Source organism: Streptomyces sp. RKAG293, assembly GCF_023701745.1.
In the GTDB taxonomy this organism is placed as follows: domain Bacteria; phylum Actinomycetota; class Actinomycetes; order Streptomycetales; family Streptomycetaceae; genus Actinacidiphila.
Map to the genome: position 1 here is coordinate 6,844,528 of NZ_JAJOZB010000001.1, position 13,427 is coordinate 6,857,954.

A 13,427-nucleotide genomic window follows, 5' to 3' on the forward strand; every position below is an offset into this window, starting at 1 on the left:
CCGCTCCGTCCGCGGTGCCCGGGCAACCGGCATATCCATTGCAACGAGCTGCAACCGTTGCGGGTGTGCGGGGGCCCGACGGACAGTGACGCGACGGTGCCGCATCCGGTCCGGCGAGATCCGTTGCACCGTCCGACGCGTCACACAAGGGGGGAATCCCGCCATGTCGACCACTCCGTCCCGGGTGGTCGCCGGTGGTGCTCCCGACGTCGGATACGTGCTTGACGGGTCCCCTTCTTCACGCTCCCAAGTAGCCTGTGTGGACGGGCTGTCGGCGTCGCTCACCGTCCCGGCCGACCTCGTGATTCCGGCACGGCTGCCCTCGGGCATCGAGGGCACCAGGACCGGGGGTGGTGCCGAGTCGGCGCGGCGCCACCCTCTGCCGGCGCGGTGGCGGCCGCTCACCCTTCCAGGCCCCCCTCCGAGGGTGAGGGCCGCCGCCGCGCCACCCCTGCCGCGACCACCTGCGCCGCCCCGCACCCCCTCCGCGCCCGGCACGTAGCGGCGCTCAGTCCGTGAGCGGCCGGGCGCGGTCCACGATCGAGGCCAGGTCGAGGGTGTGCGGCAGGGTGCCGAAGGTGGCTCCCCAGTCGCCGCCGAGCCGCGAGGCGCAGAACGCGTCGGCCACGGCGGACGGGGCGAACCGTACGAGCAGGGAGCCCTGGAGGATCAGGGCCATCCGTTCGACGATGCGCCGGGCACGGGCCTCCACACCGTCCAGGTCGGCGAGTTCGGTCAGCAGCCCCTTGATGGCACCGTCCAGCCGGTGGTCCGCGCCGCGGGCCAGGCCGATCTCGGTGAGGAACGCGTTCAGGGCCATCGGGTCGCGCCGCAGCACCCGCAGCACGTCCAGCGCCTGGACGTTGCCCGAACCCTCCCAGACCGAGTTCAGCGGTGACTCGCGGAACAGCCGGGGCATCCCCGACTCCTCGACGTACCCGTTGCCGCCGAGGCACTCCAGCGCCTCCACGGCGACGGCCGGACAGCGCTTCGTCACCCAGTACTTGGTGACGGCCACCGCCAGCCGCCGGAAGTGCCGCTCCTGCTCGGTGCCGGTGTCGTAGGAGGCGGCGAGCCGCAGCGCGGTGGTCGTGGCGGCCTCCGACTCCAGGGCGAGGTCCGCCAGGACGTTGCGCATCAGCGGCTTGTCGATCAGCGGGCCGCCGAACGCGCCGCGGTGGGTGGCGTGGTGCACAGCCTGGGCGACCGCCTGCCGCATGATGGCCGCGGACCCGACGGCGCAGTCCAGCCGGGTCGCCGCGACCATCTCGATGATGGTCGCCACCCCGCGGCCCTCCTCGCCGACCCGGCGCGCCCACGTCCCGTCGAACTCCACCTCGGACGAGGCGTTGGAACGGTTGCCGAGCTTGTCCTTCAGCCGCTGGATCGCGAAGACGTTACGGGTCCCGTCCGGCAGCACCCGCGGCAGCAGGAAGCAGCTGAGGCCGTCCGGGGCCTGGGCCAGTACCAGGAAGCCGTCCGACATGGGCGCGGAGCAGAACCACTTGTGGCCGGTCAGCGCGTAGGCGCCGTCCTCGGCGAGCGGTTCCGCGCGGGTGGTGTTGGCCCGGACGTCGGAGCCGCCCTGCTTCTCCGTCATCCCCATGCCGAACAGCGCGCCGGGCTTCGCGCCGGCCGGGGCGAGCAGCGGATCGTAGATCCGGGAGCGGAGCCGCGGCTCCCATTCGGCGGCCAGCGCCGGATCGGCGCGCAGGGCCGGCACCGCCGCGTGCGTCATCGACACCGGGCAGCCGTGTCCGGCCTCGGCCTGCGACCAGACCAGGAACCCGGCCGCGCGGCGCAGATGTCCGTCGGGGCGGGACCAGGCGTCGGTCAGGCCCGCCGACACCGCGTGGCCCAGCAGCCGGTGCCAGGACGGATGGAAGTCGACCTCGTCGATCCGGTTGCCGTACCGGTCATGGGTGCGCAGCACCGGGGAACTGCTGTTCGCCTCCTCCCCCCAGCGCTGCGCCTGGGCCGAGCCCGCGGCCCGGCCCAGCTCGCCCAGTTCGTTCTGGATCTCCGCCAGCCGCTCCGGAGCGGCGTGGCGTTCGACGGCCTCGACGAGCGCGGTGTCGGAGGCGTGGACGTCATATCCGACCAGCGGCGGAGGCTGGTTGGTCACGGTGTGCGTGGGGGCGCTCATGGCAGCAACCGTAGGCGCCCGCGCGCGCCGGAAGGAAGGCGCCGCACCCGCCGCCGCCGGGCCGGCGGGAGAGCCCGGCAGGGGGTGGGACCGGGCCCGCCCGGGGCGGATACCGTAGGCGGGTGCAAGCAGCGGATGGAAGAAAAGGGCGGCCTCCCGGCCGCTGGGGCAGGGCTCGGGCTCTGTACCGGAACGTGTCGAAGCGCAAGGTCGGCTGGCTGCTGCTGAAGGACACCGTCAACTCCTCCATCGAGTACCGGGTCACCGGACTCGCCGCGGAGGCGGCCTTCTTCGTGCTGCTGTCCCTCCCGCCGCTGCTGCTCGGCCTCGTCGGCGCGCTCGGTTACGTGGACACCGTGATCCGCACCGACACCATCGCGCACCTGCGCGAGAACATCCTCACCGCGTCCGCGACGGTCCTGTCGGACAAGGGGGTGAACCAGCTGGTCCGGCCGCTGGTGGACAGCGTCTTCCACGGGCGGCGGCCCGATCTCATCTCGCTCGGCTTCGTGATCGCGCTCTGGTCCGGCTCCCGTGCCGTCAACGTCTTCGTCGACACCATCACGATCATGTACGGCCTGGAAGGGCACCGCGGGATCGTCAAGACCCGGCTGCTCGCCCTGCTGCTCTACATCGTCGCGCTCGTCGTCGGCGCGCTGGTGCTGCCGCTGATGGTGGCAGGACCCGACGCGTTCGTCTCGCTGCTGCCGCGCAGCCAGGGCACCATCCACATCCTCTACTGGCCGGTCGTCCTGCTGGTGTCGATCGCCTTCCTCACCACGCTCTACCACGTGTCGGTGCCCGTGCGGTCCCCCTGGTACGAGGACGTGCCGGGCGCGCTCATCGCGCTCATGATGTGGGTCCTCGGCAGCTTCCTGCTGCGCATCTACCTCACGAACACCGTCGAGGGCCCGACGATCTACGGTTCGCTGGCCGCGCCCGTCGCGGTGCTCCTGTGGATCGGCATCTCCGCCTTCGCGGTGCTCGTGGGCGCCGCGGTCAACGCGGCCGTGGACCGTATCTGGCCGTCGCTCGCCACCGCCGCCGCCCGCGCGCAGAACGCCCGCGCCCTGGAGGCGGCCGCGGTCCGGGTGGTCGCCGACGCCGCCAGACGGCGTGCCGCGGAGGACGGCCGCGACGACGACTTCGACGACGACGGGGATCTCGGCCCGGACGACCCCCCGCCCGCCGAGTTCCCCGAACGCTGGACGCGCTTCCTGCCGCCGTCGGACGTCCGCGCGCGCCTTCGCCGCCGCGACCGGCGCGGCGCAGAATAGAGCCGTGTACCAGGAGAGGCGGTCGCGGGTCGCGGGCGCGGTCCTCTGGACCCGGACCGTCGGGGCCGGGGAGGGCGGGCCCTACCGGGTGCTGCCCGACGGCTGCATGGACGTGATCTGGTGCGACGGGGAACTGATCGTCACCGGCCCCGACACCCGCGCGCACCTCGCGCAGACCCCCGCCGGCGCGCGCTTCGCCGGGCTGCGGTTCGCGCCCGGGCAGGGGCCGGGCGTGCTGGGCGTTCCGGCGTACGAACTGCGGGATCTGCGGGTGCCGCTGGACGCGGTGTGGCCCGGCGGCACCGCGCGGCGGATCGCCGAGCGGATCGGGGACGCGGCCGATCCGGGGAGCGCGCTGGAGGACGCGGTGACCGGGTCCGTACCCGGGACCGGCGCCCGGCGCGAGCCCGGAGCCGCGGACCCGCTGCTGGCCGCGACCGCGTCCCGGCTGGCCTCCGGCGGGAGCGTGGCCGCCGCGGCGGCAGCCGCCGGGCTGGGCGAGCGGCAGCTGTACCGGCGCAGCCTGGCGGCGTTCGGCTACGGCCCGAAGACGCTCGCGCGGGTCCTGCGCCTGCAGCGGGCGCTGGAACTGGCCCGGCGCGGCACCCCGTTCGCCGGGGTCGCGGTGGCGGCGGGGTACGCCGACCAGGCCCACCTCGCGCGCGAGGTGAAGGCGCTGGCCGGGGTGCCGCTCGGCGAGCTCGTCGGTTGAGGCCGGACAGGCCCTAGGCGGCGGGGCCCGGCCCGGCCGGCAGCGCCGCCAGCAGGTCGACGTGGTTGCCGTCGGCGTCCAGGACGGTGGCGTAGCGCTGGCCCCACGGGGCGTCGAACGGTGCGAGGTGCCCGGTGTGCCCCGCGCCCGTGAGGTCGGCGTAGACCTTGTCGACCGCCGCCGGGCCGTCGCAGGTGAAGGCCAGTCCGGCCCGGCCGCCGCCCTGCGGCGGGGCCTGCCAGTCCGGGGTGAAGGACCGTACGACCTCCTCGGTGTCCCAGACGAGGAGCGGACCGCCGGGAAGCGCCGCTTCCACATGCGGCTGGGTGTCGGCCTCCGCGGGGATGTCCAGGCCGAGCCGGCGGTAGAAGGCCAGCGACGCGGCCATGTCGGAGGCGAGCAGACCGATGAACGCGAATCGAGGAGTCATGGCCGCCACGTTAGGTGCGCCGCGGCCCCGGGGTCTTGAACGAATCGGACATCGAACCGCTTCGCCCCGTCGCGACGAACTCGTCGCGATAAACCGGTGGACAGCGCTTCGGGCCCCGTCGTACCGTCCTCAGGACCGCAGCGGTGGAAGACCGCGGCCGGCACACAAACGCGGAGGTGTTTTTCGATGACTGTCATTGCGCAGGGCGCTGCCCTCATTCCGTCGCACAGCATCCTCACTTCCGCGGTCGCCGGCTGACCTCTTCCAGACCCTCAGCTCCGGGGCCGCCCTTTCGAAGGGCATTCCGTTGACCAACGGATCTGCTTCCCTCCCGTTCACCTCGTACGGCTGGGACTCCATTCTCGACACCGAATTCACCCCGTACGCCGACCAGGGCCTGCTGCCCGGCCGGATCGTGCGGGTCGACCGCGGGCTCTGCGACGTCGTCACCCCTGACGGCACGCTGCGCGCGGACACCACCTTCGTCAACTCGTCGTCCGATCCCATGAAGCTGGCCTGCACCGGCGACTGGGTGGCCCTCGACCCGGACGCGCCGACCGGTCCCGCCGTGCGCGCGCTGCTGCCGCGCCGGACGGCCTTCGTCCGCTCGACCTCGTCCAGCCGTTCCGAGGGCCAGGTGCTGGCGGCCAACATCGACTACGCCGTGATCGCCGTGTCGCTGGCGGCCGAACTCGACCTGGGCCGGCTGGAACGCTTCCTGTCCCTGGCCTGGGAGAGCGGCGCGCAGCCGCTCGTCGTCCTGACCAAGGCGGACGTCGTGCCCGACACGACGCATCTGCTGGCCGACGCCGAGGGCGCGGCGCCCGGCGTCCAGGTGCTCGTGGTGAGCGCCGCCACCGGCGAGGGCATCGAGGTGCTCGCCGCGGTGCTGGCCGGCAGCACCTCCGTGCTCCTCGGCCAGTCCGGCGCGGGCAAGTCCACCCTCACCAACGCCCTGTTGGGCCAGGAGATCCAGGAGGTCCAGGCCATCCGTGACGCCGACGGCAAGGGGCGGCACACCACCACCACGCGGGATCTGCTGCCGCTGCCGTCCGGCGGGGTGCTGATCGACACCCCCGGGCTGCGGGGGGTCGGGCTGTGGGACGCCGAGTCCGGGCTCTCACAGGTCTTCTCGGAGATCGAGGCGCTCTCCGCCGACTGCCGCTTCCACGACTGCTCGCATGTCGCGGAGCCCGGCTGCGCGGTGCTCGCCGCCCTGGAGGACGGCTCGCTGCCGCACCGCAGGCTGGAGAGCTATCGCAAACTGCTGCGCGAGAACGCCTGGATCGCCTCCCGCACCGACCAGCGGCTGCGCGCCGAGATGCGCCGTGACTGGAAGATGAAGTCGGCGGCGGGGCGGGCGATGTACGAGGCGAAGCGCGGTGGTGGTGGCGGCCACCGCAGGCAGGCCTGAGACGGGTCCGGTGGCGGGTCCGGTGACGGACCCGCCACGGCCTTCAACGAGGCCAGGGCCTGTCCTCAAAGTGGCGGCGTTCGCCCGCCGGGCAGGCGGCACATTGAAGACAGGCCCCAGGTGAGCGCCGGTTCAGCCGGCGCCGTTGTGACGATGACGGCGCCGGATCGCGATCGGGCTTCCCTCGCTCCAGAACGTGGCCACGACGCTCGCGATACCGAGGGCCACGATCACAATGCCGAGGATGATCGTGTAGACCATGAGCGTCCTCCTGTTGGCGGGGGTGCGTACCGTCACCGCACCTTCACAATCGCTGTCGTTCCGTGACCTTCCCGTTGCCTTTCGTTCCCAACCGTCCCAGCGGGAACCAGTACTTCGACGGCCGGATCCCGCCCCGGCGACCCCGGCCGGACCGTGCTCGCCCACCGCGTCAGGCGGAGCGCCGTCGGACCAGGTGGGTGGGGGTGACCACCGAGGACAGCGGCAGAGCGCCGGGGGCGTCACGCCGCGGGTCGAGGCTGCGCAGCAGCAGACGGGCCATCAGCCGTCCCATCTCCTCGATGTCCTGACGGACCGTCGTCAGCGGGGGATCGGTCAGCTGCGCGACCTGGACCATGTCGTCGAAGCCCACCAGCGCGACGTCGTCCGGCACGCTGCGCCCGCGCTCCCGCAGCACCCGCAGCGCCCCCGAGGCCATCAGGTCGGAGGCGGCGAAGACGCCGTCCAGATCCGGGCAGCGGTCCAGCAGCTCGGCCATCGCGCGCTCGCCGCCGTCGGGGGTGAAGTCGCCCTCGGCGATCAGCGCCGGATCGGCGTTCGGCAGGATGTCGCGGAAACCGTCGAGCCGGTCGACGGACGCGGTCTGGTCGAGGGGCCCGCTGATGTGGGCGATCCGGCGGCGGCCGAGCCCCGTCAGATGGCGCACGGCGGTCCGCGCCCCGCCCCGGTTGTCGCAGTCCACATAGAGCGCGTTGCGGTCCCGGTCGGTCTCCGCCCAGCCGGGCCGCCCGCCGAAGACGGTGGGGATGCCCGCCTTGCGGGCGAGCTCGGGCAGCGGGTCGTGCGCGTGCAGCGAGAAGATCAGCGCGCCGTCGACATGGCCGCCCGCGAGATAGCGGCCGACCCGGTCGTAGTCGGCGGTGCCCTCGACCAGCAGCAGCACCAGCTGGTTGTCGTGCGCGGTCAGCTCCTTGCTGATGCCGCGCACCTGCTGGGCGAAGAACGGGTCGGAGAAGAACCGGGTCTCGGGTTCCGCGACCACGACGGCCACCGCGTCGTTGCGGCGGGTGACCAGTGTTCTGGCCGCCTGGTTCGGTACGTAGCCCAGCTCGTCGACCGCCTGCCGCACCCGGTCGGCCAGCGGCGCGCGCACCCCCGCACCACCGTTGACCACGCGGGATGCGGTGGCCCGTGACACCCCGGCCCGCTCGGCGACGGCCTCCAGGGTGGGACGGGACGGGAAGGTCTGCTCGGACACTGCACGCTCCTCTGCGAGCTGGATGCGGACAGGGTATCTCCCTGGTCCAGCCTTGGGAGAGCGCTCTCATAGGTTGCCGCTCTTCGCTGATCTCCCACTGATCTCCCTGTCCGATTTCCGCCAGTCGACGGCCGCCCGATGCCGCAGACTGGGGAACATGATTGACGAAGAGACCGGATATGCGGCGGTACGCGGCCGCGATGCCCGTTTCGACGGCGTCTTCTTCTTCGCGGTCGCGACGACCGGCATCTACTGCCGCCCCAGCTGCCCGGCGGTGACGCCCAAGCAGCGGAACGTGCGCTACTACCCCACGGCCGCCGCCGCCCAGAGCGGTGGCTTCCGCGCCTGCCGGCGCTGCCGGCCGGACGCGGTGCCCGGCTCCCCGGAGTGGAACGTCCGCGCCGACGTCGTGGGCCGCGCCATGCGGCTGATCGGCGACGGCGTGGTCGACCGCGAGGGCGTGGCGGGCCTGGCCGACCGGCTCGGCTACAGCTCCCGCCAAGTCCACCGCCAGCTCACCGCCGAGGTCGGCGCGGGCCCGGTGGCGCTGGCCCGCGCACAGCGCGCGCTGGCCGCACGGGTCCTGCTCCAGACCACCACCCTGTCCGTCACCGACACGGCGTTCGCCGCCGGTTTCGCCAGCGTCCGCCAGTTCAACGACACCATCCGCGAGATCTACGCCCGCACCCCGAGCGAGCTGCGCGCCGCCGCGCGGGCCGGCACCGTCCCCGCCACCACCGGGCGGGCGGCGGAGCCCGGCTCGGCCTCCGGGGTGCCCCTGCGGCTCGCCTACCGCGGTCCCTACGACGCGCGGGGGGTCTTCGACTTCCTGCACACGGACCTGGTGCCGGGGATCGAGGAGATCACCGGACCGCCCGGCCGGCGCACCTACCGGCGGACGCTGCGGCTGCCGCACGGCCCCGGCGTGGCCGAGGTGGACGAGCGCCGCCGGGCCGGCTGGCTCGACTGCCGGCTCCGCCTCGCCGACCTGCGGGACCTGACCACCGCCGTCCAGCGGGTACGCCGGCTGTTCGACCTGGACGCCGACCCGTACGCCGTCGCGGACTCGCTGGGCGGTGACCCGCTCCTCGGACCGCTGGTCGCCGCCCGGCCGGGGCTGCGCTCACCGGGCGCCGCCGACCCCGACGAGCTCGCCGTGCGCGCGGTACTCGCCGACCCGGCCGCCGCCGGGGAGCTCGTCACGGCCTGCGGCGATCCGCTCCCCGCCCCCGACGGCGGACTCACCCACCTCTTCCCCGAACCCGCCCGCATCGACGAACCCGCCCTGCGCCCGCTGACCACCGCGCTCGCCGCCGGCACCCTGCGCCTCGACCCGGGCGCCGACCGCGACGAGGCGGGCCGCGCACTGCTGGCCCTGCCGGGTGTCGACGCGTGGACGGCCGGATACATCCGGCTCCGCGCCCTCGGCGACCCCGATGTCGCGCTGCCCAACGAACCACCGCTCAGCGACGCGTGGCGCCCGTGGCGGAGCTACGCCCTGCACCACCTCCGGGCCGCGGGCCACCGCGCCCGCCCCCGAATGGAGATGACGACCACATGACCAACCCCGTAAGCCCCGTAGCGCCCGTACCGCCCGCAGCCTCCGCGACCCCCGCGACCGGCCAGGTGACCCTGTACACCACCGTCGACAGCCCCCTCGGGGAACTGCTCCTCACCGGCGACGGCACCGCCCTCACCTCGCTCTCCGTCCCCGGCCAGCGCGGCGGCGGCACCGTCCTGCCCGGCTGGCGCCGTGAGCCCACCGCGTTCGCCGAGGCCGAGCGCCAGCTCGAGGAGTACTTCGCGGGCGAGCGCCGGACGTTCGACCTCCCGCTCACCCCCGCCGGATCCGACTTCCGGCTCCGGGTGTGGAACGCCCTCGACACCGTTCCGTACGGTGCGACCGTCAGCTACCGCGGGCTCGCCGAAGCCGCCGGATCGCCCGGCGCGGTACGTGCCATCGGCGGCGCGGTCGGCGCCAACCCGCTGCTCGTCGTCCGCCCCTGCCACCGCGTGATCGGCGCGGACGGCAGTCTCACCGGCTACTCCGGCGGTCTGGAGCGCAAGCGGACCCTGCTCGCGCTAGAGGGCGTCCTCTGACACCGTCCGCCCGTGCATCCCGGGCTCCCCGCCCCCGATGCCCCAGGTGATCACCCGGCGCGGCCGGATCCGGATCACCTCCGGGCTGAGGTAGGCGCCCAGATCGTGCGCCCCGGTCAGCTGCTCCGCGTCCCCCCGGATCTCGATGCCGCGCACCGCCCACGGATGCTGGGTGACGATGTCGTCGACGATCAGCGACACCAGCGGATTCCCCGCGATGTTCCGCCACTTCTTCGTCGTCCCCATGGCATAACCGCCGATGTCGATCGAGCCGTCGTCCCGCACCACGAACCCCACCGCGTTCGCCTGCGGCTGCCCCTTCCCGTCCACCGTCGCCAGCCGGCCCAGCTTCTGCTCGTCCAGATACGCCCGCTCGTCCGCACTGAAAATCGTCATACGGCCAGCCTCACACCGGGGTGACGCCGGTGCATCAGCTCTTGGACCTAGGGCCTGGGCCCCTGGCCCATGAACCCGGCCGTCAGCCGAAGACGACGGCGCCGAGCCAGGCGCCCGCCACCAGGAGGCAGGCGAAGAGCTCGGCGAGGACGGAGCGGCCGATGGCGCGCATGGCGGTGCGGGTGGCGGTCCAGGCGCCGCCGTGCGACCCGAGCCGGACGCGTTCCACGGCGTAGATGTACGCCACGAAGCCGATGGGCGCGCCGATCACCGGGAGGACGAAGAACCCGGCGATGGCGGTGCAACCGGCGGCGAAGACATTGCGCCAGGTGAGTTCCGAATCGCGGATACGGCGGGCCGGCAGCAGCCACTGGACCACCTGGTTGAGCGCCAGCAGACCGGTGGCGGCGGCGAGGACCCCCCAGGTCAGCGGCGTGTGCAGATTGGTCGCCCACCACAGGACGGCGCCCCAGCACAGCAGCGACCCGGGCACACCGGGGACCAGCACGCCGAGCAGGCCGAGCAGCATCACGACGCCGATCAGGCACAGCTGTGGTGTCCCCATGGGCTCACCCTGCCGGATAGTCGCCGCGCCCGCCCCCGGATATCGGCCGGGTGGTCACCCGTGCCGGGCGACCCAGCCGCGCTCGTAGGCGTGCCAGCCGAGCTGGAGCCGGGTGGTGACCCCGGCGATCTCCATGAGGTGCTTGACCCGGCGCTGTACGGTGCGCAGCCCGAGATCGAGCTGCTTGGCGACGCTGGCGTCGGTGAGCCCGGCGAGGAGCAGCGAGAGGATCTGCAGATCGACGAAGTCGGGCGCGTCCAGTGGCACCTCGTCGACGCCGGGGCCGTTCAGGCGCAGCGGCATCGCGGTGCGCCACACCCCCTCGAAGAGCCCCATCAGGGATTCGAGCAGCCCGCTGGCGTGCACGACCAGCGCGGCGGGCTGTCCGGTGCGGCGGGTCAGCGGCACCATGGCGAGCGACGCGTCGGCCACCACCAGCTTCGTCGGGACCCGGTCGATCACCCGTACCTGCTCGTTGCGGTTCATCGCGGCGGAGAGCTCGGTGATGCCGTTCGCGCTGGTGAGGATCTCGCGTTCGATCACCACGCGGTAGGCGACACCGCGTTCGGCGGCCTGCTCCTCGGCGCTGTTGTCCATGCCGGTCACCGCCACGGGGGTGCCGGTGACCAGGGCGCAGACCTCCTTCTCCGCGCCGAGCTGCAGTTGCAGGAAGCGCTGGGCGACGGCGTTCGCGCCGGTCACCACTTCCAGCAGGTCGTGGACGGCGGGTTCGGTGGCCTCGGCCCGGAACTCCGAGGCGAGCACGGCCGCCGCGAGCTCCGCCTGTTCGAGTTCATGCCGCTGCTGGGTGAGCAGCGCGGCCAGCGCGACGCCCGGTGGTGCGGCCACCCAGCGGCCCGGCCGGGCCGAGGACTGGGCCACCAGCCCGTGCCCCTCCAGCCGCCGCAGTGTGCGGGCCGCATCCTCCTCGGACGTGCCGAGGCGCTGCGCGAGATCGGATATCTCGGCGGCACCGAGCCCGATCAACGCGCGGTAAGCGGACTCCTGGACGTCGTCGAGTCCTATGGCACCGAGCACGGCGCCCCCTCCCCAAGGTGGCGGGAATGAGCCACGGCGGTTTCCCGCCGCGGACATCTTCCCTGCTCACCCCCCTGCTCTGCCAGTGTGGCGGCGATGCGGGCATGACTTGGCACGACTTGGGTCGTTTCGCTCGAGCGCCGTCGGCCGACCCCACCGTGGGGGGAGGGCCGGCCGACGGACCCGCGTCAGGTATGACATCCACCGTTTCCGAAGGCCCTTCGCGGTGGACAATAAGGGCATGAGCCAGCAGGGGGAGACGCACCCTCGTCAAGAGGACGAGTGGTGGCGCCAGTTGTACGGGAGCCCGGAGCCGGGCGATCCACAGGAGTCGGCCGAAACGGTCGACGACCACTACGCCTCGGCCCTGTCCGCCGTGGGCGCTCCGGACGAACCGACCGTCCGGGACGAACCGGCTGTCCGGGACGATCCACCTGTTCGGGACGATCCGCCTGTTCGGGACGAGCCGTCCGCCGACGGGGTGCCGCCCGCCCGGGATCCGTACGCACCGGGCCCGTACGACCGGAGCCCGTACGACCAGGACGCGCCCGAGCACGGCGACCCCGGCCCGCCGGACACCCTCCGGCTCCGCCGGACCGGCCAGACCGCCGCCCAGGCCGCACCAGCGCAGGCACCGCCTGTGGCACCCGCACCGCCCGCACCGCCATCGCCATCGCCATCGCCGACCGTCCCGTCCCAGCAGACGGCCCCGCAGCTGACCCCGCAGCCGGCCCCGGCGGACCGGCCGCCGCGCGGCGGGGTGATCCCCACCGCGGGCGAGGCGTGGGGGCCGCAGTCGTACCAGCAGCCCTACGGGGAACCGCGGCAGGCGTACCAACAGCCCTACGAGGCACCGGCGCCGACCGCCTTCGGCGAAGGCCCGGTGACGTGGAGCGATCCTGATCCCGGTCCGGCGCCGGACCTGCCGCCCGGGTGGGCGGCGGCGGAGCCGGCCGTCGAGACGGCGCCGCCGTTCGTGGGAGACGGGCCCCCGACGTACGCCGCGGAGCCGACGGCCTGGCCGGTGGCGCACCCGGACGAGCTCGACAGCCTCGTACCCGACACGGTGCTGGACGGGGCGCAGTACGGCGTCCTGACGCTGCGGACCGCCTCCGTGCGCGGGGATTCGGCGCGGTACCGGGGCCAGCCCCGCCGGGACGCGCTGCTGACGGCACGTTTCGGCAGCGGCGACGACGGCCTCCTGCTGCTGGCGGTCGCCAGTGGCGCGCGGGCCGCCGATGACGCGCCCCGGGCCGCGCAGGACGCCTGCCGGTGGATCGCCGGCGCGGTCGGCCGGAGCCAGCTGCGGCTGTCCGAGGACATCCGCGCCGCCCGCCGCGGCTCGCTCAAGTCGGGGCTGCACCGGCTCACCGACCGCTGCTACGGGCGGCTGCGCGCCCGCGGCGAGGATCTCGGCCTGGAGGAGGGCCAGTACACGGCCTCGCTGCGCTGCCTGCTGCTGCCGGTGGACCCGTCCTGCCGCATCCGGCTGTTCTTCGGGGTCGGGGACGGGGGGCTGTTCCGGATCCGGGACGGCAGCTGGCAGGACCTGGACCCGGTCGGGAAGGAGCCGGAGCCCGGCGAGCGCTTCCGGTTCCGGGCCTCCGTCGCGCACCCCGGCGACGCGCTGCTGCTGTGCAGCGGCGGCCTCGCCGAACCGCTGCGCGGCGAGCCGGCCCTCGCCGCCCGGCTGGCCCACCAGTGGGGCAGCGGCCGCCCGCCCGGTCTCACCGCGTTCCTGGCCGAGGCGCAGACCCGCGTCAAGGGCTACGCCGACGACCGGACCGCCGTCGGCGTCTGGGACGCCTGAACGCGCCCGCGGGCGCCTGAGTGGCGGACCCGTCCTCGTCGTGGGGAGATGGAGCGAAGTCC

At 73.8% G+C, this 13,427-nt stretch carries 13 protein-coding genes; 6 read left to right on the forward strand and 7 right to left on the reverse strand.

Features of this window, described 5'->3' with window-relative positions; genetic code table 11:
- Positions 1-508: 508 nt before the first annotated feature.
- A complete protein-coding gene (locus tag LNW72_RS30305; RefSeq protein WP_250978260.1) occupies positions 509-2,146 on the reverse strand; it encodes an acyl-CoA dehydrogenase family protein in 1,638 nt (545 codons plus the stop codon).
- 122 nt (positions 2,147-2,268) lie between these two features.
- On the opposite strand from LNW72_RS30305, the gene LNW72_RS30310 reads away from it, so the two are divergent.
- Positions 2,269-3,423 (forward strand): YihY/virulence factor BrkB family protein, encoded by a 1,155-nt coding sequence (locus LNW72_RS30310; protein WP_250978261.1) that lies wholly within the window; start codon positions 2,269-2,271, stop codon positions 3,421-3,423.
- A gap of 4 nt (positions 3,424-3,427) precedes the next feature.
- A complete protein-coding gene (locus LNW72_RS30315) occupies positions 3,428-4,135 on the forward strand; it encodes a helix-turn-helix domain-containing protein (protein WP_250978262.1) in 708 nt (235 codons plus the stop codon).
- 13 nt (positions 4,136-4,148) lie between these two features.
- Here the strand turns inward: LNW72_RS30315 and LNW72_RS30320 are convergent, their stop codons facing one another.
- Positions 4,149-4,565 (reverse strand): VOC family protein, encoded by a 417-nt coding sequence (locus LNW72_RS30320; protein WP_250978263.1) that lies wholly within the window; start codon positions 4,563-4,565, stop codon positions 4,149-4,151.
- 307 nt (positions 4,566-4,872) lie between these two features.
- On the opposite strand from LNW72_RS30320, the gene rsgA reads away from it, so the two are divergent.
- Entirely contained in the window at positions 4,873-5,979 is a 1,107-nt protein-coding gene (gene rsgA, locus LNW72_RS30325) for a ribosome small subunit-dependent GTPase A (RefSeq protein ID WP_250978264.1), read from the forward strand.
- A 132-nt stretch (positions 5,980-6,111) separates the two neighbouring features.
- Here the strand turns inward: rsgA and LNW72_RS41305 are convergent, their stop codons facing one another.
- Together LNW72_RS41305 and LNW72_RS30330 are read right to left on the reverse strand one after the other, a co-directional pair.
- Positions 6,112-6,240: a hypothetical protein gene (locus LNW72_RS41305; protein ID WP_269276532.1), complete on the reverse strand. Its 129-nt coding sequence runs from the start codon at positions 6,238-6,240 to the stop codon at positions 6,112-6,114.
- Positions 6,241-6,409: 169 nt separating this feature from the next.
- On the reverse strand, positions 6,410-7,456 hold the full coding sequence (locus tag LNW72_RS30330) for a LacI family DNA-binding transcriptional regulator (protein WP_250978265.1): 1,047 nt from the start codon (positions 7,454-7,456) through the stop codon (positions 6,410-6,412).
- A 157-nt stretch (positions 7,457-7,613) separates the two neighbouring features.
- Here LNW72_RS30330 and LNW72_RS30335 point away from each other — a divergent pair, with 157 nt between their 5' ends.
- On the forward strand, positions 7,614-9,017 hold the full coding sequence (locus LNW72_RS30335; RefSeq protein ID WP_250978266.1) for an AlkA N-terminal domain-containing protein: 1,404 nt from the start codon (positions 7,614-7,616) through the stop codon (positions 9,015-9,017).
- Entirely contained in the window at positions 9,014-9,556 is a 543-nt protein-coding gene (locus LNW72_RS30340) for a methylated-DNA--[protein]-cysteine S-methyltransferase (protein WP_285369836.1), read from the forward strand. Before LNW72_RS30335 ends, LNW72_RS30340 begins: the two co-directional genes overlap by 4 nt.
- Here LNW72_RS30340 and LNW72_RS30345 read toward each other — a convergent pair.
- The 3 genes from LNW72_RS30345 to LNW72_RS30355 all read right to left on the reverse strand — a co-directional run bounded on the left by LNW72_RS30345 (position 9,539) and on the right by LNW72_RS30355 (position 11,555).
- A complete protein-coding gene (locus tag LNW72_RS30345; RefSeq protein WP_250978267.1) occupies positions 9,539-9,952 on the reverse strand; it encodes a PPOX class F420-dependent oxidoreductase in 414 nt (137 codons plus the stop codon). The two genes, LNW72_RS30340 and LNW72_RS30345, sit on opposite strands and share 18 nt — an antisense overlap.
- 82 nt (positions 9,953-10,034) lie before the next feature.
- Positions 10,035-10,517: a DUF456 domain-containing protein gene (locus LNW72_RS30350; protein WP_250978268.1), complete on the reverse strand. Its 483-nt coding sequence runs from the start codon at positions 10,515-10,517 to the stop codon at positions 10,035-10,037.
- Between the two features lie 54 nt (positions 10,518-10,571).
- A complete protein-coding gene (locus LNW72_RS30355; protein WP_250978269.1) occupies positions 10,572-11,555 on the reverse strand; it encodes a LuxR family transcriptional regulator in 984 nt (327 codons plus the stop codon).
- Between the two features lie 241 nt (positions 11,556-11,796).
- Here LNW72_RS30355 and LNW72_RS30360 point away from each other — a divergent pair, with 241 nt between their 5' ends.
- Positions 11,797-13,365: a protein phosphatase 2C domain-containing protein gene (locus LNW72_RS30360; RefSeq protein WP_250978270.1), complete on the forward strand. Its 1,569-nt coding sequence runs from the start codon at positions 11,797-11,799 to the stop codon at positions 13,363-13,365.
- The last annotated feature ends 62 nt before the right edge of the window (positions 13,366-13,427 follow it).

Bases quoted from the DNA above. Each gene is read 5' to 3' on its own strand.
- LNW72_RS30320 (WP_250978263.1), bottom strand. From the start codon at position 4,565: ATGACTCCTCGATTCGCGTTCATCGGTCTGCTCGCCTCCGACATGGCC.
- LNW72_RS30360 (WP_250978270.1), top strand. From the start codon at position 11,797: ATGAGCCAGCAGGGGGAGACGCACCCTCGTCAAGAGGACGAGTGGTGG.
- LNW72_RS41305 (WP_269276532.1), bottom strand. From the start codon at position 6,240: ATGGTCTACACGATCATCCTCGGCATTGTGATCGTGGCCCTCGGTATC.
- LNW72_RS30335 (WP_250978266.1), top strand. From the start codon at position 7,614: ATGATTGACGAAGAGACCGGATATGCGGCGGTACGCGGCCGCGATGCC.
- LNW72_RS30350 (WP_250978268.1), bottom strand. From the start codon at position 10,517: ATGGGGACACCACAGCTGTGCCTGATCGGCGTCGTGATGCTGCTCGGC.
- LNW72_RS30305 (WP_250978260.1), bottom strand. From the start codon at position 2,146: ATGAGCGCCCCCACGCACACCGTGACCAACCAGCCTCCGCCGCTGGTC.
- LNW72_RS30340 (WP_285369836.1), top strand. From the start codon at position 9,014: ATGACCAACCCCGTAAGCCCCGTAGCGCCCGTACCGCCCGCAGCCTCC.
- LNW72_RS30345 (WP_250978267.1), bottom strand. From the start codon at position 9,952: ATGACGATTTTCAGTGCGGACGAGCGGGCGTATCTGGACGAGCAGAAG.